Raw genomic sequence first — 26,547 nt, forward strand, 5'->3', positions numbered from 1 at the left:
TACTTGCTTACACCCTGAGTGAGGCGCCCAGTTTTAAAAGGCGGCGCGCCGTTTGTCAATCACGAAAGTCAGCGAACTCGGCGCGCATCCGGCCATTGTGCTTGGCCTTGTAGAGCAGATGATCGACCTGTTCGACGAATTCCAGGGCCGTCGCATGCATCGATGCCAGGGTGGTGCCGACGCCGAGGCTGACACTCAGCAGCCGCGAAACGTTCGAGAATTCATGGGCGATCTGCTGCTGGCGAATCAGGTGCAGGCACTTGTGCGCCACCAGCCTGGCGGATTCGGCATCGGTCTCCGGCAGCAGCCAGACAAACTCTTCACCGCCGATCCGGGCGATGAAATCCCGCGGTCGATTGGCCGCCATCGACAGGGTTTGCGCGACGCGGCGCAGGCATTCGTCGCCCTTGATGTGGCCGTAATGGTCGTTGTACTGCTTGAAGTAATCGATATCCAGCACGATCACCGACAACGGCAAGCCGGTGCGTTGGGCTGAGTTCCACTCGCGTTCCAATACGGTGTCGAACATGCGCCGGTTGGCGATGCCGGTCAGGCCGTCCTGGAAGGAATACTCTTCTAGCTGCTTTTGCAGGCGGATCAGGTGTTCTTCGGTTTTCTTGCGCTCGCTGATATCGAACATGAAACCCACCAGCGCCTCGACTTCACCGTCCTTGCGCACCACGTGCACCACATCGCGGATCCACACGTACTCGCCGCTTTCGGTCAGTGCGCGATAGTCGGCCTCGTGATCGATGCCGGCCCGCGATTGCGAGACGCAGAAGTCCATCACGTAGGTGCGGTCATCCGGGTGCATGCGCTCGACCCAGTCATTGACCGAAGCCCAGCTGTGCTGCTTCCAGCCCAGCAGTTCTTCGATCTGTGGCCCGATGTAACTGAACGTCATGGTTTTCCAGTCGATGCGCCAGGGAATGGCTTTGGTCGACTCAAGCAGGGTTTTGTATACGTCGCTGTCGGTTTCGACTGAACTCATGAAGGGCCTGCCTCGATGAAAATGCTGGGCCATCATGTTGCTACCACCTTGGCGAATCAAGCGGGCAGCCGATGAATGGCACGCGGTCGTAGCAGTGAGCAAGATTGTTCAAGCCTTCGCCGGCGACTGCTGGCACAGTCTCAGGTCTTTCCCTGTCTGTAGAGCGTCATGTCCAACTCACTCATGCCGCGCAGTGCCTTTCTGCGCGGGGCCGCCGCGATCATGCCGCTGTCCCTGGCCACCGCGCCCTGGGGCTTGCTGGCCGGCTCCATGGCCATCGAAGCCAACCTCACGCCCCTGCAAGGCCAGGGCTTGTCGAGCATTGTGTTTGCCGGTGCCGCGCAACTGGTGGCCATCGGCATGCTCAAGGGCGGTGCCGGGATCTTTTCGATCCTGCTCACCACCTTGCTGCTGACCTCCCAGCATTTGCTCTACGGGATGAGCCTGCGTTCGGTGATCTCGCCGTTGCCGGGGCGCTGGCGTGCAGGGCTGGGGTTCTTGCTCACCGATGAGCTGTTCGCCTTGACCAGCCAGCACGACAAACAGCAATTCAACCGTTGGTACGCCCTGGGCGTGGGCCTGACGTTCTACATCGCCTGGAACCTCTTCACCCTGGCAGGCATTGTGCTCGGCAGCAGCATTCCCGGCCTTGAACACCTGGGCCTGGATTTCTCCATCGCGGCCACCTTCATTGCCCTGATCACCCCGGTGGTGCGCAACGTGCCGACCGTGGTGTGCGTGGCAGTGTCGCTGTTCTGCTCGGTGCTGTTCAGCTACTGGCAATGGGGTTCGGCCCTGGTGCTGTCGGGGCTGGCGGGCATGACCGCCGGGTTTGTCTGCAATAAATTCTACGGTGGTCGCACATGATGGTCTGGGCAGTGATTGTCGGAATGGGCGTGTTGGTGTTCCTCAACCGCTATGTTTTTCTGGAGCCGCGACTGCCGGTACGCCTGAGCAGCAATGCCCGGCAGTTCCTCGGGTTTGCCGTGCCGGGCATGTTGACCGCGATCTGTGGGCCGATTGTATTCATGCCGGAGAAACAGCTGAACCTGCACTGGGACAATCCCTATCTGATCAGCTCGCTGGTGGCGGTCGGGCTGGTGCTGTACACGCGCAATACCTTGCTCAGCATGCTGTTGAGCATGGGCTTCTTCTTTTTGCTGCGCTGGTGGCTGTGAGCGGGGCAGGGGGATCTGTTCTACGCTTAAGATTGATGACCGATCCCTTCAGGAAGAGAGGTGAACATGGCCAATGAACCCAAGCGTCCGGACCCGGAAGAGGACGTGGACGAACCTACGGAAGAAGAGATTGAGCAGCAGAAGCGTTCGGTACCGGACTGGAAGCATCCTGACGACGGTACGGAACTGTCAGAACCTGACCGCAAGTTCTGACCGACGCATACGACAAAGCCCCGCCTTTTGAGCGGGGCTTTGTCGTGATCACCCTTGTTCCATGACTTCTGGAAATTCGGGGTGGGCTGCGCGGTATCCCAATGTCTTGTCGATCCAGGCGTTCAGTTCGTTGACCATCACCGGCGGTTTACCCGGGTAATGTTCAAGGGTTGAACTCAGGATTTCATGGATATCGGGAACAGATCGAAGGTTGCGGGTTTGAATGTATTGCTTGATAAAGTAGTCGAGTTGGTAGTGCTCCGTCTTTGTAAGATGAACGCACGCCAGGCCCACGACTTGATCGTTTTCATAGTCGTCGCGCAATTTGGTTCTCTGCAAGGCTTGTTGTTTTAGGATTTCCTTAATCGCTGACTCTTTGGTCAACTAATGGTGTTGCGGGAAATTCGGCGCGAATGCTAGCTGTAGTCACCGCGATTGTATCTATTTCGACTATGGAGTCTGACAGGCGGTACAAACGTTCCAGTTGCTGTTGTTAAGAGAATGAAACAGTCGGTTAATGCTGATATTAATGACCGCTTTACTGCCGTTATCGATAAGTTCATGGAACTTGCTTAATCAGCGCAGCGCTCTGGTTCCTGACATTGCCGACGGCCTTGTCCACCTTGTACCACTCAAATACATCACTGATTTCGCCTTGAGATAACGCCATTTCTTCGGCGCGTTCCTTGGGCGTGGCCGGGTCCAGCCATTCCCGCGCCAGCTCGGGGCAAAACACCACCGGGCGTCGGTCATGCACATCGAGCAGGCCGCCTGCGCTGTCGGCCGTGAGGATGACGAAACCGTCATGCTCCCTGTGCGGGGCTCCGCCAATGGGGTATTGGCCGATCGCCGCGCAAAAGACCGGCTTGCGGTCACGTCGGCGAATCAACCATGGTTGTTTGTTGCCGTCACCGGCGTCGACCCATTCGAACCAGTTATCAATCGGGCAGATCGCGCGATGCGGCCAGATGGCCCGGAAGTACGGGCCGTGGGCGACTTTCTCGACCCGCGCATTGATCGGCGCCACGCGATCCGTCGCCCAGTGCGGGCGCCAACCCCAGCGCACGGCGTCGGCATGCAGACGCTCATTCTCCAGATGCAGCAGGGCGAGTGGCGTGGTGGGCGCGGCGTTATAGTGCGCCAGGGGTTCGTTGCCGACGTGGTTGATCAGCGCGTCGGGGATGCTCAGCACCGCCACGAAGTCGTGGATTCCACGGTATTGCGACAGTCGTCCGCACATGGCCTGACACTCTGGTTGAGACGCTCTGACCGGAGACTTCAGTTTAGTAGCTCGAGACGAAACAGGCCTGGCAAGCACCGGAACCAAACCCTGTGTACCCTATCCAACCTCGACCCGCCGCCCAAATGGGGGAAGGACGGATGATCCGGCGAAGGATACTGGCCAATTCAAGCGTGACCCTGATGGTCTGACCCAAGGCAAAACATGAAGCACTTGTTCAAGGTTTTAACGGTATGCGCGATGGCTGCCGGTCTGTTGGGGTGCATCGCGGCGCCCATCGAAATGACCGCGCAGACCGAACAGCGTCTGAGTGCACAGCCCCCCATCCGCTTTTTGCTGACCTTCGATGACGGTCCCAGTGCATCGAGTTGGTGGAATCCGACCGTCACGGTGCTTGAGAGCCTGGCGCAAAACCCGCTGCAACCGGGGATCAAGGCCGTGTTCTTCGTGCAAACCCGGGCACCGCGAGCCGGCGGTAGCGAGTTGGGTCGGGACATCATGCGGCGCGAACACGCCGAAGGTCATATCCTGGGTTTCCACACGGCGACGCCCTGGCACACCAATCATCGTTCCCTCGATCCGCCAGAGCTGGAGCAGGCCCTGACTGATGGCAGTGCCGACATCGCGGCGATTACCGGCGCCCCGCCAGTCCTGCTGCGCCCGCCATTCTGGAACTACGACAAACGCACCTTCGCCGCTTATCAGCAGCATGGCCTGCATGTACTGCTGACGGACCTGAGCGCCAATGACGGCAAGATCTGGGGCTTCAACGCCAGCCCGCGACGCCGCTCGCACATGCTGCGCTCGATGTCCGAAGTGCGCGAGCGCATCGCCCGCGGCGAATTGCCGGTGGTCGATGGGGTGATTCCGGTGGTGGTGACCTTCCACGACCTCAACCGTTACACCGCCCGGCATACCCGCGAATACTTGCAGATACTGCTCGACAGCGCCCGGGAGACCGGGGTGAAAACCGCGGACAAGCCGTTTTACGATGATCAGGCGGCGTTGCTGCGGGCGGCCATGGCGCGAACCGTGCGCGACGGTTCGCAGCCGGTCGAGTTGCCGGGGTTCTGGAACTGGATCTGGGGTGCGAACGCCCGTTAAAAAACCTGCAGAAAGTGAGAGCTGGATAACACTAATTGCGAATGATTCTGTTGCAGAGCCGGAAAGTGTAACTATGCTGAAACGGATCCAACCGAAATGACTGTCGCCCGAGGGACCGGCCATGCTTCCAATTTCAGTTCTTTGCAACATTGTTGAGTCCGGTTTTGCGCCGCTGTCGTGCGAATGCACGGAGAACAAAGGACTGCTGCGCATCGAGGTCTACGAACCCGTCAGCAAGCGGGTGGAGCTGTTGATCTGCGGCGTTTCGACGGCGGAGCTGACCAGCGTGCGCGCCATCTCGGACTTTGTCGGCGAGTTGCGTACCGAGATGAAGGCAGGGCGCCGGGCTTTTGCGGGCTGAATCCTGTGAACACTGACCTGTGGCGAGGGGGCTTGCCCCCGTTCGGCGGCGCAGCCGTCGCAAACTCATGCACCGCGCGGTTTTAGGGCTGCTGCGCAACCCAACGGGGGCAAGCCCCCTCGCCACAGCAAGCTCCCTCGCCACAGGTGATCATTGCCTGTTCTATTGCCTTAAGCTGCTGGCGGCAGCAGCTCATCAATCATCCGTAAACAATGGTTCAACCCCGGCGACACATCGCCCACCCGTCGGCTGAGAATGATCGGCGAAGTGGCGTTGTCTTCCAGCAGCGGGGTGAAGCCGATGTCGTCGCGGTGCAGCAACTGCACCGAGGCCGGTACCAGCGTGACCCCGATGCCTGCCCCCACCAGGCCGATCGCCGTTTGCAGCTCGTTGGTCCATTGCGCGACGTGGATACTCACGCCATAGGACTCGAACAACGCGATCACATGGTCGGCGTAACTCGGCCGTGGATTGCCGGGGTACAGCACAAAGGGTTCCCTGGCCAGTTCCCGCAGGCTGATGGGGCCGGCGAGCAACGGGTGGCCGGCGGGCAGGGCGGCGACCAGGCGGTCTTCGGTGAGCACGGTCTGGATGATGGCCGGGTCGTCGATACGGATCCGCCCGAAACCGATGTCGATGCGCCCGGCCTTCAACGCCTGCACCTGTTGCAGGGTGGTCATTTCCGACAGCCCCAATTCCAGCTCCAGCGGCTCGCCACTGCGCAGCCGGCGGATCAGCTCCGGCAGCACGCCATACAGTGTCGACGGCGCAAAACCAATACCCAGCCAGGTTTTCTCACCCAGCCCGATACGCTTCGTGTTGTCGCAGACCTTGTTCAGTTGTTCGAGAAGGGCGGTGGAGTGCTCATGGAAAAAACGTCCGGCATCGGTCAATTTCAGCGGTCGGCCGCGCTCCAGCAACATCACCCCCAGCTCGTCCTCCAGTTGCTGGATCTGCCGGCTCAGGGGCGGTTGGGCGATGTGTAGCAGCTCGGCGGCGCGGGTGAAGTTGAGGGTTTGAGCCAATACCTGGAAATAACGCAGGTGACGCAGTTCCATGGAGCCTCCAGACGCGGATCGGTTGCATACCTTAAAGGTATCAAGTCAGACCAATTCTATATTGGCATCACAAAAAAAGCCGTACGAGAATCGATTCCAGAACTTCAAGAACCTGATGGGTATCGAAATGCTTGCAACCGCCATTGAGTCGATCGAGACGATCATCGTCGATCTGCCGACTATCCGCCCGCACAAGCTGGCGATGCACACCATGCAGAACCAGACCCTGGTGATCATTCGCGTGCGTTGCGCCGACGGCATCGAAGGCATCGGCGAATCCACCACCATCGGTGGCCTGGCCTACGGCAATGAAAGCCCGGACAGCATCAAGACCAACATCGACACGCACTTCGCGCCGCTGCTGATCGGCCAGGACAGCGGCAACGTCAACGCCGCCATGTTGCGCCTGGAGCGCAGCATCCGTGGCAACACCTTCGCCAAATCCGGTATCGAAACCGCATTGCTCGACGCCCAGGGCAAACGCCTCGGCCTGCCGGTCAGTGAATTGCTTGGCGGTCGTGTTCGCGACGCGCTGCCGGTGGCCTGGACCCTGGCCAGCGGCGACACCGAAAAAGACATCGCTGAAGCGGAAAAAATGCTCGACCTGCGCCGCCATCGCATCTTCAAGCTGAAGATCGGTGCCGGTGAGGTCAACCGTGACCTGGCCCATGTCATTGCGATCAAGAAAGCCCTCGGTGACCGCGCCAGCGTGCGGGTCGACGTCAACCAGGCCTGGGACGAAGCGGTGGCGATTCGAGCCTGCCGGATCCTCGGCAGCAACGGCATCGACCTGATCGAACAACCGATCTCGCGCAACAACCGCGCCGGCATGGCCCGCCTGAACGCCATGAGCCCGGCGCCGATCATGGCCGATGAATCCATCGAATGCGTGGAGGATGCGTTCAACCTGGCCCGCGAAGGCGCGGCCTCGGTGTTCGCCCTGAAGATTGCCAAGAACGGCGGCCCGCGTGCTGTATTGCGTACCGCTTCCATCGCCGAAGCGGCCGGTATCGCCCTGTACGGCGGCACCATGCTGGAAGGTGGCATCGGCACCATGGCTTCGGCCCATGCCTTCGTCACCTTGAACAAACTGGCCTGGGACACTGAGCTGTTTGGCCCGCTGCTGCTGACCGAAGACATTCTCAGCGAACCGCTGGTGTACCGCGATTTTGAACTGCACGTACCGAAGGCACCGGGCCTGGGCCTGAGCCTGGATGAAGAGCGCCTGGCGTTCTTCCGTCGCGACAAGACATCCACCGCCATTCATCAAGCCTGAGGAGAGCATTATGCTGTTCCACGTAAAAATGACCGTGAACCTGCCGGTCGACATGAATCCCGAAGCGGCCGCGAAATTGAAGGCGGACGAAAAAGCCCTGGCCCAGCGCCTGCAAGAGCAGGGTAAGTGGCGCCACCTGTGGCGCATCGCCGGGCACTATGCCAACTACAGCGTGTTCGATGTCGACAGCGTTCAGGAACTGCATGACCTGCTGATGCAATTGCCCCTGTTCCCGTACATGGCCATCGAAATCGACGCGATGTGCCGGCATCCTTCTTCCATCCGTGACGATGACCGCTGAGCCCAGCCTGTTCAGCTCGCTACGCTAATAATTACAAGATGAGGAACCCTTCAAAATGAACGTCAAGATTTCCCACACTGCCGAAGTCCAGAAATTTCTCGAAGAAGCCAGCGGCCTGCTCAATGACGCCGGCAATCCACGGACCAAGGCGCTGGTCTACCGCATCCTGCGTGACTCGGTGAACATCATCGAAGACCTCGCCGTGACTCCGGAAGAATTCTGGAAAGCCGTCAACTACCTCAACGTGCTGGGTGCGCGCCAGGAAGCCGGGTTGCTGGTGGCCGGTATCGGCCTGGAGCATTACCTCGACCTGCTGATGGACGCCGAAGACGACCAGGCCGGCAAATCCGGCGGCACCCCGCGCACCATCGAAGGCCCGCTGTACGTGGCCGGTGCGCCGCTGTCCGAGGGCGAAGCGCGCCTCGACGATGGCGTCGATCCGGGCGTGACCCTGTTCATGCAAGGCCGCGTGTTCAACACCGCTGGTGAACCCCTGGCTGGCGCCGTCGTAGACGTCTGGCACGCCAACACCGGTGGCACCTACTCGTACTTCGATACCACGCAATCGGAGTTCAACCTGCGTCGCCGCATCGTTACCGACGCCGAAGGCCGTTATCGTTTTCGCAGCATCGTGCCGTCGGGCTATGGCTGCCCGCCGGACGGTCCGACCCAGCAACTGCTCGATCAACTGGGCCGTCATGGCCAGCGCCCGGCGCACGTGCACTTCTTCATTTCCGCGCCGGATCATCGCCACCTGACCACCCAGATCAACCTGGATGGCGAAAAGTACCTGCATGACGATTTCGCCTACGCCACCCGTGACGAACTGATTGCCAAGATCACCTTCAGTGACGATCAGGCCCGTGCGGCGGCTCATGGTGTCAGCGGTCGTTTTGCCGAAATCGAGTTCGATTTCACCCTGCAGTCGTCTGCCCAGCCTGAAGAACAGCAGCGCCACGAGCGGGTCCGCGCACTCGAGGACTGATCACCGCCCCCTGTAGGAGCGAGCCTGCTCGCGATGGACGTCAACGATGACGCTGGGTACCTGATGCCCTGCGGCGTCCTTGAGTCCATCGCGAGCAGGCTCGCTCCTACAAGGGTTTCGGATCTAGAATGAAACGACGCAACCTATAACAACAACGAGAGTGACCTGATGATGCCAGCGCAACTATTGAGTCAGCGCAGCCGGGTGTTTGACCATGCCGACCCTTACGCGGTATCGGGCTACGTCAATCAGCACGTCGGCAACCATTGCATCCTCATGCCCCGCACCGGCCAGCCACTGGCCAGTCTCGACCATCGCAAGTTCGCCAGCCTCGACCTGTGCCGCATCAGCTACGGTGCCAGTGTGCGCGTGACGTCCGGTGCGCTGGACAGCATTTATCACCTGCAAGTGCTGCTGCGCGGCAATTGCCTGTGGCGCGGCCACGGCCAGGAACATTACTTCGCCCCTGGCGAGTTGCTGTTGATCAACCCCGACGATCCGGTGGACCTGACGTACTCGGATGATTGCGAAAAATTCATCCTCAAAGTCCCGACCCGCTTGTTTGAATCAGTCTGCGATGAGCAGCGCTGGCGCTATCCCGGGCAGGGCGTGCGGTTTCTGGAAAACCGTTATCAGCTCAATGAACTGGAAGGTTTCGTCAACCTGTTGGCGATGATCTGCCAGGAGGCCGAATCCACCGAGCAGATCCCCAGGGTGCAGGAGCACTACACGCAGATCATCGTCAGCAAGATGCTCAGCCTGATGAAGACCAATGTCAGTCGCGTTGAGCTCGGTTCGCAAGCCGCCACGTTCGAAGCGATTGCCGATTACATCGCCAATAACCTCAAGCAGGACATCGACAGCGAAGCATTGGCACGCCAGGCGCACATGAGCCTGCGCTCGTTGTACGGACTGTTCGAGCGCAATGCTGGCCTTACGCCGAAAAGCTACCAGCGCCAGAAACGCCTGGAACGCATCAAAGCCTGCCTGAGCGACCCGACCTGCAACGTGCGCAACGTCACCGAAGTGGCCATGGACTACGGCTTCCTGCACCTGGGCCGGTTTTCCGACAGCTACCGCAAGCAGTTCGGCGAGTTACCGTCCGATACCCTCAAGCGGCGGCATTGAGGCCGGCACTTCCAGCATTTATGTCGCCTGACCCGACGCCTTCGCGAGCAAGCCCGCTCCCACATTAGCGCGTCGGTGTATTCACGATCTGTGGCCCACAGGAGATCCAATGTGGGAGCGGGCTTGCTCGCGAAGAGGTCGGCACATTCAACATTGATATCGCCTGACACAACGCCAAACCCCTGCACAAAACGGATAAAGGTCTGCACCCAGCGGATACTCCGTCCCATCGCCCCGTCCTAGCATGACCCCTGCCTGAACAATAACAATGGAGGCGGCGGCCATGACCCTGCGACCCGAATACGTGCATTCCCTGCTTGAAGACGATCCCGAGCAGGGCCTCTATCGCTGCAAGCGCGAGATGTTCACCGACCCCCGGTTGTTCGACCTGGAGATGGAACACATCTTCGAAGGCAACTGGCTGTACCTGGCCCACGAAAGCCAGATCCCCAACATCAACGATTTCTACACCACCACCATGGGGCGCCAGTCGATCTTCATCGCGCGCAACAAGGACGGTGTGCTCAACGCCTTCATCAACGCCTGCAGCCATCGCGGCGCGACCCTGTGCCGGCACAAGTCCGGCAACAAGAGCTCCTACACCTGCCCGTTCCACGGCTGGACCTTCAACAACTCCGGCAAGCTGCTCAAGGTCAAGGACCCGGCCAACGCCGGTTACCCGTCGAGTTTCAACTGCGAAGGCTCCCACGACCTGACCAAGGTGGCGCGTTTCGAGTCCTATCGTGGCTTCCTGTTCGGCAGCCTCAAGGCCGATGTGCTGCCGCTGGTCGAGCACCTGGGCGAGTCGGCGAAGATCATCGACATGATCGTCGATCAGTCCGCCGACGGCCTGGAAGTGCTGCGCGGTTCTTCGAGCTACATCTACGAAGGCAACTGGAAACTCACCGCCGAAAACGGCGCCGATGGCTACCACGTCAGCTCCGTGCACTGGAACTACGCGGCCACCCAGAACCAGCGCAAGCAGCGCGAAGCCGGTGACAGCAACCCGACCATGAGCGCCGGCAGCTGGGCCAAGCAGGGCGGCGGTTTCTACTCCTTCGACAAGGGCCACATGCTGCTCTGGACCCGCTGGGCCAACCCCGAGGACCGTCCGCTGTACGAGCGTCGCGATGAACTGGCGCAAGACTTCGGTAAGGCCCGCGCCGACTGGATGATCGAGAACTCGCGCAACCTGTGCCTGTACCCCAACGTGTACCTGATGGACCAGTTCAGCTCGCAGATCCGCATCGCCCGGCCGATTTCGGTCAACCGCACGGAAATCACCATCTACTGCATCGCCCCGAAAGGCGAGAGCGACCACGCCCGTTCCAGCCGGATTCGCCAGTACGAGGATTTCTTCAACGTCAGCGGCATGGCCACGCCGGACGACCTGGAGGAGTTCCGCTCCTGCCAGACCAGCTACCAGGGCAGCGTTACCACCTGGAACGACATGTCCCGGGGCGCCGAGCACTGGATCGAAGGCGCTGACGACGCAGCCAAGGAAATCGACCTGCACCCGCTGCTCAGCGGCGTGCGCACCGAAGACGAAGGCCTGTTCGTACTGCAACACAAGTACTGGCAGCAGACCATGCTCAAGGCCCTGGCGGCCGAGCAGTCGAAGTTGATCGCCGTGGAGGACGTGCAATGACCATTTCCTATGAAGCGGTGCGCGATTTTCTCTATCGCGAAGCACGCTATCTCGACGACCGGCAGTGGGACGAATGGCTGGAAATGTACGCCCCCGATGCGACGTACTGGATGCCATCGTGGGACGATAACGACGAACTGACCGAGGACCCGCAGCGGGAAATCTCGCTGATCTGGTACGGCAACCGCACCGGCCTTGAAGACCGCGTCTTCCGCATCAAGACCGAGCGCTCCAGCGCCAGCGTGCCGGACACCCGCACCTCCCACAACATCAGCAACATCGAGCTGCTCGAGCAGGCCGACGGACTGTGCAAGGTGCGCTTCAACTGGCACACCCTGAGTTTTCGCTACAAGACCGTCGACAGCTATTTCGGCAGCAGCTTCTACACCCTCGACGTGCGCGGTGAAAACACGCAGATCTTGGCCAAGAAAGTGATCCTGAAGAACGACTACGTTCGCCAGGTCATCGATGTTTACCACTTGTGAGGCGGCCGTCATGACCCATTCCATCGCGTTCAATTTCGAAGACGGCGTCACCCGGTTCATCGACGCCAATGCCGGCGAAACCGTGGCCGATGCCGCGTACCGCCAGGGCATCAACATCCCGCTGGACTGCCGCGACGGCGCCTGCGGCACCTGCAAGTGTTTTGCCGAAGCCGGCCGCTACGATCTGGGCGAGGAGTACATCGAAGACGCCCTCAGCCCTGAAGAGGCCGCGCAGGGTTTTGTCCTGACCTGCCAGATGCGCGCCCAGAGCGATTGCGTGGTGCGCGTACCGACCTCCTCGGAAGTCTGCCGCACCCGCCAGGCCAGCTATGACGCCACCATCAGTGCCGTGCGCCAGTTGTCCGACAGCACCATCGCGCTGTCGATCAAGGGCGAGGCCTTGAGCAAACTGGCGTTCCTGCCGGGGCAGTATGTGAACCTGGGGATTCCCGGCAGCGAGCAGACCCGTGCCTATTCGTTCAGCTCGTTGCAGCGCGATGGCGAGGTCAGTTTCCTGATCCGCAACGTGCCCGGCGGCTTGATGAGCAGCTTCCTCACCGGTATGGCCAAGGCCGGCGACAGCATGAACCTGGCCGGTCCCCTGGGCAGTTTCTACCTGCGCGAAATTCGCCGTCCGTTGCTGTTGCTGGCCGGCGGTACGGGGCTGGCGCCTTTCACCGCGATGCTGGAGAAGATCGCCGAGCAGGGCAGTGATCACCCGCTGCACCTGATCTATGGCGTGACCCACGATTTCGACCTGGTGGAAATCGACCGCCTCGAAGCCTTTGCCGCGCGCATCCCCAACTTCACCTTCAGCGCCTGCGTCGCCAGCCCCGAGAGCCAGCATCCACTCAAGGGTTACGTGACCCAGCACATCGAGCCAAAGCATCTGAACGATGGCGACGTCGACGTCTACCTGTGCGGCCCGCCGCCGATGGTCGAGGCCGTGAGCCAGTTCATCCGCGAGCAAGGCATCGCACCGGCGAACTTCTACTACGAGAAATTCGCCGCCAGCGCAGCTTGAGTCGCGCACAAATACCCAATGTAGGAGCGGGCTTGCCCGCGAAGAGGCCGGAACATTCAGCATTGATGTCGCCTGACAGTCCGCTTTCGCGAGCAAGCCCGCTCCCACAGTTATTGAGGTCGAGCGCAGATCCAATGTGGGAGCGGGCTTGCCCGCGAAGAGGCCGGAACATTCAGCATTGATGTCGCCTGACAGTCCGCTTTCGCGAGCAAGCCCGCTCCCACAGTTATTGAGGTCGAGCGCAGATCCAATGTAGGAGCGGGCTTGCCCGCGAAGAGGCCGGAACATTCAGCATTGATGTCGCCTGACAGTCCGCCTTCGCGAGCAAGCCCGCTCACACAGTTATTGAGGTCGAGCGCAGATCCAATGTGGGAGCGGGCTTGCCCGCGAAGAGGCCGGAACATTCAGCATTGATGTCGCCTGACAGTCCGCTTTCGCGAGCAAGCCCGCTCCCACAGGATTGTGGTTTCGAGCGATACATCGTCATTGACCGATGAGGTACACATGAACAGATTTCACGAAAAAGTCGCCCTGATCACCGGCGCAGCCCAGGGCATTGGCCAGCGGGTGGCCGAGCGCATGGCGGCCGAAGGGGCGAAGCTGATCCTGGTGGATCGCTCCGACCTGGTGTTCGAAGTCCAGCAGCAACTGGCCTCGACCTGTCAGGTACTGGCCCTGACCGCCGACCTTGAGCAATACGAGGAATGCAGCCGGGTGATGCAAACCGCCGTCGAGCGCTTCGGGCGCCTCGACGTGTTGATCAACAACGTCGGCGGCACGATCTGGGCCAAGCCGTTCGAGCACTATGAAGCGTCGCAGATCGAGGCCGAGGTTCGCCGCTCGCTGTTCCCGACCTTGTGGTGTTGCCATGCCGCGCTGCCGTTCATGCTGGAGCAGGGCAGCGGAGCGATCGTCAATGTCTCGTCCATCGCCACCCGCAGCCTCAATCGCGTGCCCTACGGCGCGGCAAAAGGCGGGGTGAATGCCTTGACCGCCTGTCTGGCGTTCGAAACCGCCGGTCGTGGCGTGCGGGTCAATGCCACCGCGCCTGGCGGCACCGAAGCACCGCCGCGACGCATACCCCGCAATGGTGCCGAGCAGAGCGAGCAGGAAAAACTCTGGTACCAGCAGATCGTCGACCAGACCCTCGACAGCAGTTTGATGAAACGCTACGGCACACTGGATGAGCAGGCGGGGGCTATTCTGTTTCTGGCCAGCGACGAAGCGTCCTATATCACCGGCATGATCATGCCCGTGGGCGGTGGCGATCAGGGCTGACGCGAGCGACAGACAACCCCATCCGCAAGCAACGGAGTCATGGTGATGAGTGACAAACCCACGATCGTGCTGGTCCATGGTTTTTGGGGCGGCGCTGCCCACTGGAACAAGGTCATCGTCAAATTGCTCAGCCGGGGCGACACGCACATTCGTGCCGTCGAGTTGCCGCTGACATCCCTGGCCGAGGATGCCGAGCGCACGCGCAAGATGGTCGCCCAGGTGCCGGGGCCGGTACTGCTGGTGGGGCATTCCTATGGCGGTGCGGTGATTACCGAAGCCGGCGACCAGCCGAATGTGGTGGGCCTGGTGTACATCGCCGCCTTCGCCCCGGACGCTGGTGAAAGCCCCGGTGGCATCACGCAACGGCATCCGCCTGCGGCGGCGGCCAACCTGGCTCCCGACAGCGACGGTTACCTGTGGGTCAAGCCTGAGCTCTATCACGAAAGCTTCTGCCAGGATCTGCCGGCGACCGAAGGGTTGGTCATGGGGCTCACCCAGAAAGCGCCGCTGGCCAGTACTTTCGGTGACACCATTGGCACAGTGGCCTGGAAGAAAAAACCATCGTGGTATCAGGTTTCGACCGCAGACCGCATGATCGCGCCGCAAAACCAGCAGTGGATGGCCGAGCGGCTCAATGCCCGGGAGATTCTGACCTTGAACGCCAGCCATGCGTCATTGGCGTCGATGCCCGCCGAAGTGGCGGCATTGATCGACAGGGCAGCGACGGCGTTGACCAAGGGCTAAGGCCTACAAGCGACGCGCAAAGGCCCTGACAATACTCAGCATGGCGTCGCTGATGTTCAGGTTGTGTAGCGCATCCAGCGGGTGCCAGATGAAATCGGTGATTTCGTTCAGCGGCCGCAATTGCTCCAGGTTCAGCACCGACACCTCGAAGACGTGGTGTCGGGTGCCGTCCGCTTCCAGCTCCAGCACGTACATCAACTCGTCGACCCGCAGGCCGGTTTCTTCCAGCAGTTCGCGAACGGCGGCATCGGCTGCGCTTTCACCCCGTTCGAGCTTGCCGCCGGGCAACGTCCAGCGTCCTCCTGCCTTGCGTACCAGCAGTACATGCCTGTCCTGCTCGCAGATGATCGTTGCGCGTACTTTCATGGATTACCTAATGGCCGGTTGACAGGTAACAGGCATTGAAACGCAGCATGCGGGCCTGGGCCGATTGAGCACTTTACGATTAATTTGAGCAGGTAATGCCAGGAAAATTGCAATCAATTTGGGGAATTTCCATGGCGACGTCTGGTCGGTATTTTGGAGAAGGGTGGGTGTAAGGTAGGCAAGTCAACCTGAGATCACTGCCCGAGAGGAGGTGACTATGAGCGTTCCGATGTTGAACAAGATGCACATGAATGGTTATGACGTACTCAGCGTGAACAACGGCCCCTGGCGGGTATGCACCCAGGGTGACCGGCTTGGTTCGTTTGCCAGTCGGGAAGAAGCGCTGGCATTTGCCGCTGCGCTGCCCGGCTACAGGGCGCGAACCGCCAGGCCTGCGGACAGCCATCAAACAAAATGAAGCCCCCTGTAGGAGCGAGCTTGCTCGCGATGGTCGTTAACGATAACGCGTGCTGCCTGGTTAACCCCCGGCGCGCTTGAGCCCATCGCGAGCAAGCTCGCTCCTACAAAATCCTCAAGGGCGCTAGTAACCGCCGCCTCCGCTGGGGCGAGAGGGTTCCCGGGCCTTTAGCTGCGTGTGACTCCACTCCGCGCACGTCATGAAGCTCGTGTGGTCGACCATGCCGCGGCCATCGAAACTGACGTTGTACGGCTGCTGATGGTCGGCATGAGTCAGCTTGTAGTCAAAGCACGTACCGGGTTCGACGGTGCGATCGCTGACCGCCAGGGGCGGGCCGCCGATTTGCCGGACTTGCTCCTGCGTCATGCCGGTATCGACTTTCGCCACCAGCGGCTGGTCCTGGTAGATCGAGTTGGTGCTGCAGCCTGCCAACGCGGTCAGTGCGACGACCAACGTGAATAGAGGCCTGTTCATGGCAGCGCTCCCGCTATATAGCCTTGTTGCGGCTAATGACCTTGGCTTTCACTTCCTCGGCATAGCCGGACAGTTTTGCTTCATCTCCCTGAAACAAAGCACAGAGTTTTTGCACGGCTTGCGCGTCGATGTCGTTGCCGAGCAGGCGCAATTGCTGCTCGATGCGCAAAAGCTCCACGGCCGACCAGCGCAAATCTGACGCAAGCCCTTGCAGATCACGTCGAAGTTCCTGTTCCGATTCGTTAAGCCACATGATGACCTCCTGAATACTGCACTCCGGAATTTTAGACCCGTTTACCGCAGCGGATGTTGTGTTTGTCTGAATCAGCGGGGTTTCCTTTGGTCGGGAAAGTAAAAAGCGCACGAGAAAATACGCTGTTCTACTCAAGTGCCGGTGTCTTCCACAGGCAAAGTGATATCAAATTACCGCCTGCAAGGAACTAACCAGCGAAAGCGACATCAATGACTGTCGCCCAAGCATTGGGATGGATGTGCGGACAGCGGCGAGCTACATTTTCTTTTTTCGAATTTAAGGATGCAGCATGCGGATGTTGATGGGGGGAGTCGCGCTGGCGTTGCTGGCCGGGTGTTCGTTACCGGCGTCGCTGGTACCGGGCGAGCCGAATGTCAGCAAGCACAGTGCGAAGACGCCAAAAGAGTATGCGGCGTGTGTACTGCCGGCCTGGCAAACGGAAGTCTCGAATACGACCCAGGTTTCGATATCCAACGGGTACCGGATCACCGCGCCCAGCGTGATCACGGCCGACGAAGTGCTGGATATCGTGAAATACAAGGATGGCAGCCAGATTTCGCTGTATCAGGGGCCGCCTTGGGCCAAGTCCGGCGACCTGCGCAAAATCGTGCGTGACTGCTTGTAAGCGCGGGAGAGAGAAAACCGGTCACCGACCGTTTTCGCCTGAATCGAAAAAAAACCGGATGCCTGGCGTGCATCCGGTTTTTTTTGTGTGAATCAGTCTGAAAGGTTGGTCGTCGGGATGATGTGCTCGCTCGCCAGGGCGGCACTTTTGCGCTCCCGACGCTCGTTCATCCAGCTTTCCACCTTGACGCCGAACTCCGCTGGGGCCTTGCGCCCGAACTTCCTGGCGATGTCGAGGATGGTTTGCTGGGCGAGGGCTTCTTCCATGCGTTTTTGCGCAACCATCATCGCGCCATGCACCGCGCACGGGCCGTCCAGTGCCCAATCCGGTGGGGAACCGTCGAACACCGCGCAACGGCCACGGATTTCCCGGCAATCGAAGATCGACTTGCGGCCGTCGATGGCGTTGACGATGTCGAGCAGGGTGATTTCGTCCGCGGGCCGGGCCAGCTTGAAGCCGCCGCGCATGCCTTCGGTGGCGACCACCAGTTTGCCTTTGGCCAGTTTGGTGAAGATCTTCGCCAGATAGTCCAGGGGAACGCCTTGCAGTTCGGCCAGGTCGCGCACGCTCGCTTCGCGCGAGTCGCCGCCATTGCCTACGAGAAAAAGCAGGCAGTGGATGCCGTACTCGACACCCGCGCTGTAAAGAGACATACAGATCTCCGACTTGATTAGTCGCCAATTCTAGCAGCCGAAAGCAAGTCGGGCAACGAATCGTCGCGCCCTAAATTTTCTTTTCCAGCTTGAAAAGCCCTTGTCATGCGCGTTCTTGAGGCTTTTCTGGCGAGGCATCGACGCGTTCGATGGCCGTCATCAAAAAAAACCTGTTGCAGGATTTAACTAGGATCAATAAAGTCGTAGTTGTTCGAGCGGCACAGGTCGGCGGTTTTCGAAAGGCACCGACCCTATGCCTGCTCCCGATGAGCGTGACTCACAACACTTGTTTATCCCCTGGAGTTAAAAATGAAACAGCACATTCTCGTGATCGGCGCAGGTTTCGGTGGCATGTGGACCGCTTTGAGTGCCACGCGCCTGTTCGACATTCACGCTCACAATGACGTGGAAGTGACCGTGCTGGCGCCTCAGGCCGAGCTGCGTGTGCGTCCGCGCTTCTACGAACCGAATGCCCATCAACTGGCCGCGCCGATTGGTGATCTGTTTGAGGCGGTAGGGGTCAAGTTCATCAAGGGGGCGGCGCAGACCATCAACGTCGGACAAAAACAGGTCGGCTACGTCGATGCCGCCGGTGCCCAACAAGTCTGCAGCTACGACAAACTCGTTCTGGCCACCGGCAGCCGCCTGGCGTCGCCGAACACGCCGGGCGTGGCCGAACATGCCTTCGATGTCGATCAGATCGAACAGGCCGTGCGCCTGGAAAACCACCTCAAGGCGCTGGCCAGCCAGCCCGACAGCAAGGCGCGCAACACGGTGGTGGTGGCCGGTGGCGGTTTCACCGGGATCGAAACGGCGACTGAAATGCCCACCCGCCTGCGGGCCATCCTCGGCGACCGTGCCGACATCAATGTGATCATCGTTGACCGTGGCGATAAAGTGGGCGGCTCGATGGGTGAGGAAATTGCCGAATCGATCGTCGAGGCCAGCGTGGCCACCGGGGTGAAATGGCACTTGAAAGCCTCGGTGGTGTCGGTCGATGCCGACGGCGTCACCCTGTCCGACGGAGCACGTATCGATGCCAAAACCGTGGTCTGGACCACCGGCGTTCGCGCCAGCTCCCTGACCGAGCAGATTCCGGCCGAGCGCGATCACCTGGGCCGCCTGCATGTCGACGCACACCTGAAAGTCATCGGCCAGGACGATATCTTCGCCACCGGCGACGTCGCCTATGCCGCCAGTGACGAGATCGGCAACTACGCCTTGATGACCTGCCAGCACGCCATTTCACTGGGTCGCCATGCCGGCAACAACGTCGCCGCACAGATTCTCGGTGTGGACCCGACGCCGTACAGCCAGCCGAAGTACGTGACCTGCCTTGATCTGGGCGCCTGGGGCGCGGTGTACACCGAGGGTTGGGATCGTCAGGTCAAGCTGGTCAAGCATGAGGCCAAGGCATTGAAGACTCAGATCAACACCCAGTGGATCTACCCGCCAGCGGCAGACCGTGTCGCTGCACTGGCGTCGGCGGATCCGATGATTCCGGTGGCTTGATAGCATCGAACATCGCGTCTGAACAAAAAATCCCGCTCGGGTTCGCCTGAGCGGGATTTTTTACGCCTTGTTGCCTGTGTGAAATTTAAAGTGTATTTTTTCATGAAATTATAAATAGAAAATTTCATGAGGCCGTATGTTTCAGCAATCCACTCAGCATGTCGCCAGTTACTACGCCCATTCCTGCGCCGATCGCCTGGTCCATCGAGCCGCTCTGGAAGGCGAGTCAGACACCGAAGTGCTGATCATCGGGGCCGGTTTCAGTGGACTGCACACGGCTTTGCGCCTGGCGCTGGCCGGCAAGCGCGTGACCCTGCTCGAAGCCAGCCGGGTGGCCTGGGCCGCGTCCGGGCGTAATGGCGGGCAGGCGATTCTCGGCTGGTCGTGCGACATGCCACCGCTGGAAGCGGCGCTGGGTTACGAGCGGGCGCGGCGATTGTGGGACGGCATGCGCTGGGCCGCGCGCGAGTTGCGTGACTTGCCCGGCCGGCATGAGTTCGATTGCGACTACCGCGCGGGTCACCTGTGGACCTCGGTGATTCCGCGTCGGGTAGGCCTGCTGACTGAGTGGCAACACGAGGCCAGCCACAAGTGGGGCCACGACAAACTGCAATTTATCGAGCGCAGCGATTTGCCCCAGTGGGTGGCCAGCGAGCGTTATCAGGCCGGCCTGTTCGATCCCGAGGGCGGGCATTTGAATCCGCTGAAACTGGCCCTGGGTCTCGCCGATGCGATCGAGCGGGCCGGTGGCCGCATTCATGAACAAAGCAAGGCGCTGAGCTATGGCGAGGAGGGCGAAGGTTTTGTGGTGACGACCGAGCGCGGTCGTATTCGCGCCGATGTGCTGGTGCTGGCGTGCAACGCTTACCTCGATCGGCTCGACCCGCAACTGGCCAGTTGCGTGTTGCCGGTCGGGACTTATCAGGTGGCGACCGCGCCGCTCACCAAGGACCAGGCCACGGCGCTGCTGCCGAGCAACGTGTGCGTGACCGACAACCAGTTCGTGCTCGATTATTTCCGTCGCACCCCGGATAACCGCCTGCTGTTCGGCGGCGGTTGCACTTACCTGGGCGGGATGCCCAAGGACATCGCGGCGGCGACCCGACCGTTCCTCGAACGTGTGTTCCCGCAGCTCACCGGCGTCGAGCTGGAGTTTGCCTGGGGCGGACACATCGACCTGACCCTCAAGCGCACCCCGGATATCGGCCGGCGAGGTGATCTGTACTGGATGCAGGGTTATTCCGGGCATGGTGTGCTGCCGACACTGGCCGCGGCGCGGGCGGTATCTGACGCGGTACTCGGTCAGCCCGACGAATTGTCCCTGTACCAGGACCTGAACAACGGCAGTTTTCCCGGCGGCAAATACCTGGCCGCGCCGCTGGAAGCCATCGGCAAGGCCTGGTATCGACTGCGCGACAGCATTTGAAGCGACACTTTCTGGAAGCCTCTAGATGGACATGCAAGAAGAAATCTCGGCGCTGGCAATCCTGATCCAGGACCTGCGCAAGCACAAGAAGTACACCCTGAAGGACTTGGCGGACAAAATCGGTCGCTCGGTCGGTTTTCTGTCCCAGGTCGAGCGCGGTCTGTCGCGCCCGACGGTGGCGGACCTGACCGCCATCAGCGAAACCCTGGGCGTGCCGACCACCTATTTCTACAGCCTGCCCAAACCCATGGCCTTGCCCTGGGTCACCCGCCCGGACGAGCGCCGCACGCTGTACTACGCCGACGGCATCACCGACATCCTCGTCTCGCCAAAAATGCGCGCCTCGTTCTCGATGCTCGAAAGCCAGCTGGAGCCCGGCGCCAGCAGTGGTGACCGGCACATGAAGGACAGCTCGGAGCAGGGCGGTTACGTCCTCGAAGGCGAGCTGACCCTGTGGCTCGACGACAACGAACCGGTGATCCTGCATCCCGGCGACAGCTTTCAACTGGCCAGCCATGCGCACTGCCGCTACGGCAACCTGTCCGACCAACCGACCCGCGTGCTTTGGGTTTACACCTGATAACAACAAGGAACAAAACGATGGATGCTGTGTGCTCTGAACTGCTGGCCGAGGTTCGCAACTTCCGCCACTGCAACCCCGAAGTGCGTTACGTCGACCTGATCTCCCTGGACATTCCGGGGCATTTCTACGGCAAGCGCTACCCGATCGAGATGCTGGAAAAAGTCGCCGCCGGCAGTGCCCTGAAGCTGCCGCAGAACTGCGTGCTACTCGGCACTCAGGGCGGGCTGTTCAAGATCGGTGATTACTGCTTCAACGACGGTGACCCGGATGCGTTGCGCCGCTTGGTGCCTGGCACCTTGAAGTTGGTGAGCTGGGAAAAGCAGCCCTTGGGCCAGATGCTGATCACCTCCGACGGCACGGAAAAACCTATCGAGTTCGAACCACGCGAAGTGTTGGCGCGGGTGTTGAACCGGCTGCATCGTAAAGGCATTTTCCCGGTGGTGGCCTTCGAGCTGGAGTTCTACCTGTTCGACAGCCGCCTGAAGGACGGCTTGCCGCAATTTCCCCGTGACGAGCTGAGCGGCGATGCCGATGATCAGCCGAACATGCACATCGAGCGCTTGTCGCGATTCGCCCCGGTGCTCGATGAAATGGTCGAGACCGCGCGTGAGCAAGGCGTCGATGCCACGGTGATCACCGCCGAGCTCGGCCCGGGCCAGTTCGAAATCAACTTCGGCCATTGCGATGACGGCCTGCGCGCCGCCGACTGGGCCGCCCTGTTCTGCCGCAGCACCCGGGGCGTGGCGCTCAAGCACAACTACCGCGCCAGCTTCATGGCCAAACCCTACCTGCAGCACCCCGGCAGCGGCATGCACGTGCATGTCAGCCTGTATGACCAGGCCGGCAATAACCTGTTGGCGGCGAACGGCCAACGGGCGCTGCGTCATGCGGTGGCCGGTTGCCTGGATGTATTGCCGCACTGCATGCCGATTTTTGCCCCGAACCACAACGCCATGCGCCGCTTGAGCGGCACCGTGAACGTCGCGTCCCGCGCCAGTTGGGGTTTCGAGGATCGCGATGCGTGCTTGCGTATTCCGGAGTCGGACGTCAAGAACCTGCGCATCGAACATCGCCTGGCGGGCGCCGATGCCAACCCGTATCTGGCGTTGGCGGCAATTCTGGTGGGGTTGGAGCAAGGCCTGGAAGGGGAGCGCGAGCCGATTGCACCGCTCAACGAAGACCGCGGCAGTGGCATCGATTTTCCGTTGGAAATGCTTGAAGCCGTGCAGTCCATGCAAAGTCATGCTTCGCTGCGCGAAGGCTTGGGGGCGGAGTTTGTGGACGTCTACTGCGAAAACAAGCGTCAGGATCATCTGGCATTTTTGCATGATATCAGCGCGCGGGAGTATCGCTGGTTCCTCTAGTTTCCCTTGGAAAATATGTGGATATATAAGGGCTTAGAGCGATTAGTAACTGGATAGTGAATAAAAATATCTTGTTACAGGGTGAAATATTCCGTAATATCCGCGCCGCGTTCACCACCACGGTTTATGCATTTTTAAATCCCAGGCGTCCATCAGCTGCCTGGGATTTTTTTTGCCCGATTTTTGTTGATTGCCTTTGTGGCGAGGGAGCTTGCTCCCGCTGGGCTGCGTAGCAGCCCTAAAAATCGGTATACAAGCTCTTCATGACAGGCCGCAATGCGTCAATTGGTTCGCTTCGCGACCCAGCGGGAGCAAGCTCCCTCGCCACAGGGTGTGTGCGGCGCTTCATCAACCAGTAATAACTCAACGCCGGCACCAGCAACCCGACGATCCACGCCAGATCCACCCCGTCCAGCGCCGTGGCCACCGGGCCGACGTACAGCGTGGTGTTCATGAACGGAATCTCCAGGGCAATCGCCAGCACGAAACTGCCGCAGGCGATCCAGTTGATGCGCCCGTAGATGCCGTTCAGGTCGAAGATGTCGTCAATCCGGTACTGGCCTTTGCGCAGGCAGTAGTAGTCGACCAGATTGATCGCCGTCCACGGGATCAGGAAATAGCTCATGAAGAAGATGAAGTTGAGGAAGAAGTTGATGAAGTCGTCCTGACTGATGGTACACAGGGCCGTGGCCACCAGGCTGATCAGCAGCATGAACACGCCGCGTACCCGTGGCGTCACCTTGAGTCGGGCGAAAGGCTCGATCACGGTGATGGTCGACATGAACGCGCCGTACAGGTTGAACACGTTGATCGACACTTGGCCGTAGACGATGAAGGCGAACAGCAGCACCGCGCCAGTGCCGAACAAGCCGGCGACATGCCCGCCGACGTTGCTGGAAAAGTCGCCGATGCCGACGCTCAGGATCGCCCCGAGAATCATCATCCACGCACCACCGCTGACCGTGCCGGCGTAGCTGTACCAGAACACCTGCGCAGTCGGGGTGTTGCTCGGCAGGTAGCGCGAGTAGTCGGCGACGTAAGGCGCGTAGGACAACTGCCAGGTCACGGCGATGCTCACCGCCACCAGGAACTTCGACAGCGAGAAGCCGGTCGGCAGCCATTGTTCGGTCGGGATCGGCAACTGCAAGGCGAGCGCCGTGGCGGCCACGAACACCAGCAGCGACAGGATCGACAACAGCTTCTGCAAGCGGTGAATCAACCGATAGCCATAGAGTGCGACGACGAAGCACAACGCGCCGATCAGGTAGATATTGCCGGACATCGGCAGCGGGCTGACCGACTCCAGTGCCTGGGCCGCGAGCAAGGTGTTGCTGACGAAGAAGCCCAGGTAAATCAGCATCACGAACAGCAGCGGCAACACCGCCCCCCACACGCCGAATTGCGCCCGGCTCTGGATCATTTGCGGAATGCCCAGCTTCGGTCCCTGGGCCGAGTGGGAGGCCATGAAAATCGCCCCCAGCAGCGAGCCGATGATGATCGCCAGCGCACTCCAGTACAGGTTGAGCCCCATCACCACCGGCAAGACGCCGGAGGCGATGGTGGTGATGTTCATGTTGGCGCCGAACCAGATATAGAACAGCGAACCCGGTTTGCCATGGCGTTCGGTCTCGGGGATGAAATCGATGCTTCGTTTTTCGACTTGCATGGCGATCACTCCTGAGTCCGGACGAGATGGGATTGCAGGCGGGCGATGGTGCCTGGCAGCTCGTGGGGCTGGTGGGCGAACAGGTCCGGCTGCCTGGGGATCAGGCTGACGTAATCGACTTGTTGCAGGGCGCGCTGGCATTCGGTCGTGGTGAGGATTTCCAGCGAATAGACCCAGTTGGCCATGATCAACAGGGCCGAGTAATGCCCGGCCTCGGTGGTCGTGGTGCAGGCATCGCTGACCAGGCGCACGCGATAACCGAGGGCGAAGGCATCGAACACACTGGTGAGCACGCAGACATCGGTCAGCACGCCGCAGACGATCAGCGTGTCGACCTCCAGTGCCTTGAGCCGGGCCTCGAGGTCGGTGCGGTGAAAGGCACTGTAACGCCCCTTGTCGATGACCCATTCACCGGGCTGCGGCGTCAGCGACTCGATGATTTCCACTTGCCGGGTGCCGGCGCGGTAGCTGCCGGGGCCACCGTCGGTTGCCAGGGGTTCGCCGGGGGGCAGGTCACTGCCGTCGGCCTGATTGATGTGGCGGGTATAGATGACAGGCATCCGCTGATGGCGGGCGGTATCGAGCAGGGCGGCGGTATTGGCGACTACGGTGTCGAGGTTGTCGAGGACAAAACCGTCCTCCTGCTGCATGTCGATGATCAACAGCGCGTTGTTATTGTTCATTGGGCAAACCTGATCAAAGGCGAAACACGATGCACCGTACGCGCCAGGCCATGGCGAGACGCGGGATGCGTGATTGGCTGTTCGGGTGGGCTCAGTGAACTATTTGCCAGAAGCCGTTCTGCTTGGCCGCAACGCTGGCGCGCAGGCGCTTGAAATGCAGGTGTGAGGCGCACGATTCACCGCGCAGGTAAGCCCGCGCGGCGCCGGAAGGAAGGGTGAGCGATGGGAGACGACCAGTACGCATTGGAATCGACCCTTGTGGGAACGCCTGCTCCCACAGGACAAATGCATACCTGTAGGAGCGAGCCTGCTCGCGAAAAACTCTGGACAACTCGGTCATTCAGAAGGCGCGCGTTATCGTTGGCGTCCATCGCGAGCGAGCTCGCTCCTACAGGGGACAAATGCCTACCGGAACGCTGGCACCACATGCTTGATGAACAGCTCCAGGGATTTTTTCTTTTCCGCGTGGGGCAGGCTGTTATCGCACCAGAAGCTGAATTCGTCGACCCCCAGTTCCTGGTAGTACTTGATGCGCGGAATGATTTCTTCCGGGGTGCCGATCATGGCGGTCCTGTGCAGGCTCTCCAGTTCGAACTCTGGGCGCCCGGCGAATTTCTCTTCCGGGCTTGGCGCGAGGAAGCCGTTGACCGGGGTGGTCTTGTTGCCGAACCAGGCATCGAAGGTGCGGTAGAACTTCGAGATCGCCTTGGCCCCGACTTCCCAGCCCTGCGGATCGTCGGCGGTGTGCACGTGGGTGTGACGCAGCACCATCAGTTGCGGGCGCGGCACGCCAGGATTGTTGTCCAGCGCGGCCTGGAACTTGTTCTTCAGGTCGAGGACTTCTTCGTCGCCTTTCATCAGTGGCGTGACCATGACATTGCAACCGTTGGCCACGGCGAAGTTGTGCGAATCCGGGTCGCGGGCGGCGATCCACATCGGCGGGTTCGGTTGCTGGATCGGCTTGGGTACGCTGGTGGAGGTCGGGAATTTCCAGATGTCGCCGTCATGGGCGTAGTCGCCGTTCCACAGCGCGCGCACCACCGGGACCATTTCCCGCAGCGCCTGGCCGCCGGAGGAGGCAGGCATGCCGCCGGCCATGCGGTCGAACTCGACCTGGTAGGCGCCACGGGCCAGACCGACTTCCATGCGCCCGTTGCTGATCACGTCGAGCAAGGCACACTCACCGGCCACCCGCAGTGGATGCCAGAACGGCGCGATGATGGTGCCGGCGCCCAGGTGAATGGTGGTGGTCTTGCCCGCCAGATAAGCCAGCAGCGGCATCGGGCTCGGCGAGATGGTGTATTCCATGGCGTGGTGTTCGCCGATCCAAACGGTGCTGAAACCACCGGCTTCGGCCATCAGGGTCAGTTCGGTCAAGTCTTCGAACAACTGGCGGTGGCTGACGCTTTCGTCCCAACGTTCCATGTGTACGAACAGGGAAAACTTCATGACGCTTACCTCGGATCTGTTGTTGTTGGCCTGTCGATCGCGGGCCTGTTGAATATTGGTA

At 60.5% G+C, this 26,547-nt stretch carries 31 protein-coding genes; 20 read left to right on the top strand and 11 right to left on the bottom strand.

Annotated features, from left to right (window positions below):
* Window positions 1–55: 55 nt before the first annotated feature.
* Window positions 56–991: a diguanylate cyclase domain-containing protein gene (locus tag QMK54_RS12200; protein WP_320402579.1), complete on the bottom strand. Its 936-nt coding sequence runs from the start codon at window positions 989–991 to the stop codon at window positions 56–58.
* Between the two features lie 168 nt (window positions 992–1,159).
* Between QMK54_RS12200 and QMK54_RS12205 the strand changes: the two genes are divergently transcribed.
* From QMK54_RS12205 to QMK54_RS12215, 3 genes are all read left to right on the top strand, one after another.
* Window positions 1,160–1,858, top strand: a complete 699-nt coding sequence (locus QMK54_RS12205; RefSeq protein WP_110661744.1) for an AzlC family ABC transporter permease — start codon at window positions 1,160–1,162, stop codon at window positions 1,856–1,858.
* Complete coding sequence (locus tag QMK54_RS12210; RefSeq protein WP_015095729.1) at window positions 1,858–2,169, top strand: AzlD domain-containing protein; 312 nt, start codon at window positions 1,858–1,860, stop codon at window positions 2,167–2,169. The genes QMK54_RS12205 and QMK54_RS12210 overlap by 1 nt, the downstream gene beginning before the upstream one ends.
* 66 nt (window positions 2,170–2,235) lie before the next feature.
* Entirely contained in the window at window positions 2,236–2,382 is a 147-nt protein-coding gene (locus tag QMK54_RS12215; RefSeq protein ID WP_007978995.1) for a hypothetical protein, read from the top strand.
* A gap of 48 nt (window positions 2,383–2,430) precedes the next feature.
* On the opposite strand, the gene QMK54_RS12220 is transcribed toward QMK54_RS12215, so the two are convergent.
* The gene (locus QMK54_RS12220) at window positions 2,431–2,706 is read right to left on the bottom strand and encodes a hypothetical protein (protein ID WP_320402580.1); all 276 of its coding nucleotides are present in this window, start codon (window positions 2,704–2,706) and stop codon (window positions 2,431–2,433) included.
* A gap of 235 nt (window positions 2,707–2,941) precedes the next feature.
* Window positions 2,942–3,622, bottom strand: a complete 681-nt coding sequence (locus QMK54_RS12225) for an SOS response-associated peptidase family protein (RefSeq protein ID WP_110661746.1) — start codon at window positions 3,620–3,622, stop codon at window positions 2,942–2,944.
* 204 nt (window positions 3,623–3,826) lie between these two features.
* On the opposite strand from QMK54_RS12225, the gene QMK54_RS12230 reads away from it, so the two are divergent.
* Both QMK54_RS12230 and QMK54_RS12235 read left to right on the top strand, forming a co-directional pair.
* Complete coding sequence (locus tag QMK54_RS12230; protein WP_110661747.1) at window positions 3,827–4,726, top strand: polysaccharide deacetylase family protein; 900 nt, start codon at window positions 3,827–3,829, stop codon at window positions 4,724–4,726.
* A 121-nt stretch (window positions 4,727–4,847) separates the two neighbouring features.
* Window positions 4,848–5,087, top strand: coding sequence for a DUF1652 domain-containing protein (locus QMK54_RS12235; RefSeq protein ID WP_110661748.1), 240 nt, complete (start codon window positions 4,848–4,850; stop codon window positions 5,085–5,087).
* A 170-nt stretch (window positions 5,088–5,257) separates the two neighbouring features.
* Here QMK54_RS12235 and QMK54_RS12240 read toward each other — a convergent pair whose 3' ends face one another.
* Window positions 5,258–6,145, bottom strand: coding sequence for a LysR family transcriptional regulator (locus QMK54_RS12240; RefSeq protein ID WP_223594338.1), 888 nt, complete (start codon window positions 6,143–6,145; stop codon window positions 5,258–5,260).
* A gap of 127 nt (window positions 6,146–6,272) precedes the next feature.
* On the opposite strand from QMK54_RS12240, the gene QMK54_RS12245 reads away from it, so the two are divergent.
* The 9 genes from QMK54_RS12245 (at window position 6,273) to QMK54_RS12285 (ending at window position 15,014) form a co-directional block, all read left to right on the top strand.
* Window positions 6,273–7,421: a muconate cycloisomerase family protein gene (locus QMK54_RS12245; RefSeq protein ID WP_223594339.1), complete on the top strand. Its 1,149-nt coding sequence runs from the start codon at window positions 6,273–6,275 to the stop codon at window positions 7,419–7,421.
* A 10-nt stretch (window positions 7,422–7,431) separates the two neighbouring features.
* Window positions 7,432–7,722, top strand: coding sequence for a muconolactone Delta-isomerase (gene catC, locus QMK54_RS12250; protein WP_008053771.1), 291 nt, complete (start codon window positions 7,432–7,434; stop codon window positions 7,720–7,722).
* Between the two features lie 55 nt (window positions 7,723–7,777).
* Window positions 7,778–8,707, top strand: coding sequence for a catechol 1,2-dioxygenase (gene catA, locus QMK54_RS12255; protein ID WP_320402581.1), 930 nt, complete (start codon window positions 7,778–7,780; stop codon window positions 8,705–8,707).
* Window positions 8,708–8,875: 168 nt separating this feature from the next.
* On the top strand, window positions 8,876–9,835 hold the full coding sequence (locus tag QMK54_RS12260) for an AraC family transcriptional regulator (RefSeq protein ID WP_320402582.1): 960 nt from the start codon (window positions 8,876–8,878) through the stop codon (window positions 9,833–9,835).
* Between the two features lie 283 nt (window positions 9,836–10,118).
* A complete protein-coding gene (benA, locus tag QMK54_RS12265) occupies window positions 10,119–11,483 on the top strand; it encodes a benzoate 1,2-dioxygenase large subunit (RefSeq protein WP_320402583.1) in 1,365 nt (454 codons plus the stop codon).
* A complete protein-coding gene (gene benB, locus QMK54_RS12270) occupies window positions 11,480–11,968 on the top strand; it encodes a benzoate 1,2-dioxygenase small subunit (protein WP_110659277.1) in 489 nt (162 codons plus the stop codon). Before benA ends, benB begins: the two co-directional genes overlap by 4 nt.
* 10 nt (window positions 11,969–11,978) lie before the next feature.
* Window positions 11,979–12,992, top strand: a complete 1,014-nt coding sequence (gene benC, locus QMK54_RS12275; RefSeq protein ID WP_320402584.1) for a benzoate 1,2-dioxygenase electron transfer component BenC — start codon at window positions 11,979–11,981, stop codon at window positions 12,990–12,992.
* 504 nt (window positions 12,993–13,496) lie between these two features.
* Window positions 13,497–14,270, top strand: a complete 774-nt coding sequence (locus QMK54_RS12280; protein WP_110659279.1) for a 1,6-dihydroxycyclohexa-2,4-diene-1-carboxylate dehydrogenase — start codon at window positions 13,497–13,499, stop codon at window positions 14,268–14,270.
* Between the two features lie 45 nt (window positions 14,271–14,315).
* Complete coding sequence (locus tag QMK54_RS12285; protein WP_110659280.1) at window positions 14,316–15,014, top strand: alpha/beta hydrolase; 699 nt, start codon at window positions 14,316–14,318, stop codon at window positions 15,012–15,014.
* Between the two features lie 3 nt (window positions 15,015–15,017).
* On the opposite strand, the gene QMK54_RS12290 is transcribed toward QMK54_RS12285, so the two are convergent.
* A complete protein-coding gene (locus tag QMK54_RS12290) occupies window positions 15,018–15,380 on the bottom strand; it encodes an NUDIX hydrolase (protein ID WP_110659281.1) in 363 nt (120 codons plus the stop codon).
* A gap of 217 nt (window positions 15,381–15,597) precedes the next feature.
* Here QMK54_RS12290 and QMK54_RS12295 point away from each other — a divergent pair, with 217 nt between their 5' ends.
* Window positions 15,598–15,798 (top strand): DUF2188 domain-containing protein, encoded by a 201-nt coding sequence (locus QMK54_RS12295; RefSeq protein WP_110659282.1) that lies wholly within the window; start codon window positions 15,598–15,600, stop codon window positions 15,796–15,798.
* A 123-nt stretch (window positions 15,799–15,921) separates the two neighbouring features.
* Here the strand turns inward: QMK54_RS12295 and osmE are convergent, their stop codons facing one another.
* Together osmE and QMK54_RS12305 are read right to left on the bottom strand one after the other, a co-directional pair.
* Window positions 15,922–16,272: an osmotically-inducible lipoprotein OsmE gene (osmE, locus tag QMK54_RS12300; protein WP_223594348.1), complete on the bottom strand. Its 351-nt coding sequence runs from the start codon at window positions 16,270–16,272 to the stop codon at window positions 15,922–15,924.
* Between the two features lie 13 nt (window positions 16,273–16,285).
* Window positions 16,286–16,525 (bottom strand): hypothetical protein, encoded by a 240-nt coding sequence (locus tag QMK54_RS12305; protein ID WP_110659284.1) that lies wholly within the window; start codon window positions 16,523–16,525, stop codon window positions 16,286–16,288.
* 289 nt (window positions 16,526–16,814) lie between these two features.
* Between QMK54_RS12305 and QMK54_RS12310 the strand changes: the two genes are divergently transcribed.
* Complete coding sequence (locus tag QMK54_RS12310) at window positions 16,815–17,150, top strand: hypothetical protein (protein WP_110659285.1); 336 nt, start codon at window positions 16,815–16,817, stop codon at window positions 17,148–17,150.
* A gap of 92 nt (window positions 17,151–17,242) precedes the next feature.
* Here QMK54_RS12310 and QMK54_RS12315 read toward each other — a convergent pair whose 3' ends face one another.
* A complete protein-coding gene (locus tag QMK54_RS12315; protein ID WP_110659286.1) occupies window positions 17,243–17,803 on the bottom strand; it encodes an RrF2 family transcriptional regulator in 561 nt (186 codons plus the stop codon).
* A gap of 309 nt (window positions 17,804–18,112) precedes the next feature.
* On the opposite strand from QMK54_RS12315, the gene QMK54_RS12320 reads away from it, so the two are divergent.
* The 4 genes from QMK54_RS12320 to QMK54_RS12335 all read left to right on the top strand — a co-directional run bounded on the left by QMK54_RS12320 (window position 18,113) and on the right by QMK54_RS12335 (window position 22,688).
* Window positions 18,113–19,315, top strand: coding sequence for an NAD(P)/FAD-dependent oxidoreductase (locus QMK54_RS12320; RefSeq protein ID WP_320402585.1), 1,203 nt, complete (start codon window positions 18,113–18,115; stop codon window positions 19,313–19,315).
* 136 nt (window positions 19,316–19,451) lie between these two features.
* Window positions 19,452–20,741 (top strand): FAD-binding oxidoreductase, encoded by a 1,290-nt coding sequence (locus tag QMK54_RS12325; RefSeq protein WP_320402586.1) that lies wholly within the window; start codon window positions 19,452–19,454, stop codon window positions 20,739–20,741.
* 25 nt (window positions 20,742–20,766) lie between these two features.
* Window positions 20,767–21,321 carry an XRE family transcriptional regulator gene (locus QMK54_RS12330; RefSeq protein WP_320402587.1) on the top strand — a complete coding sequence of 185 codons (555 nt, stop codon included), beginning with the start codon at window positions 20,767–20,769 and terminating at the stop codon, window positions 21,319–21,321.
* Window positions 21,322–21,341: 20 nt separating this feature from the next.
* Window positions 21,342–22,688, top strand: a complete 1,347-nt coding sequence (locus QMK54_RS12335; protein ID WP_223594353.1) for a glutamine synthetase family protein — start codon at window positions 21,342–21,344, stop codon at window positions 22,686–22,688.
* Window positions 22,689–22,926: 238 nt separating this feature from the next.
* Here the strand turns inward: QMK54_RS12335 and QMK54_RS12340 are convergent, their stop codons facing one another.
* From QMK54_RS12340 to QMK54_RS12350, 3 genes are all read right to left on the bottom strand, one after another.
* Window positions 22,927–24,354: a cytosine permease gene (locus tag QMK54_RS12340; protein ID WP_320402588.1), complete on the bottom strand. Its 1,428-nt coding sequence runs from the start codon at window positions 24,352–24,354 to the stop codon at window positions 22,927–22,929.
* A gap of 5 nt (window positions 24,355–24,359) precedes the next feature.
* The gene (locus QMK54_RS12345) at window positions 24,360–25,037 is read right to left on the bottom strand and encodes an isochorismatase family cysteine hydrolase (protein WP_320402589.1); all 678 of its coding nucleotides are present in this window, start codon (window positions 25,035–25,037) and stop codon (window positions 24,360–24,362) included.
* Window positions 25,038–25,442: 405 nt separating this feature from the next.
* A complete protein-coding gene (locus QMK54_RS12350; RefSeq protein WP_223594359.1) occupies window positions 25,443–26,486 on the bottom strand; it encodes an LLM class flavin-dependent oxidoreductase in 1,044 nt (347 codons plus the stop codon).
* Window positions 26,487–26,547 lie beyond the last annotated feature (61 nt).

Origin of the sequence: Pseudomonas sp. P5_109, assembly GCF_034009455.1 — a bacterium.
GTDB lineage: Bacteria > Pseudomonadota > Gammaproteobacteria > Pseudomonadales > Pseudomonadaceae > Aquipseudomonas.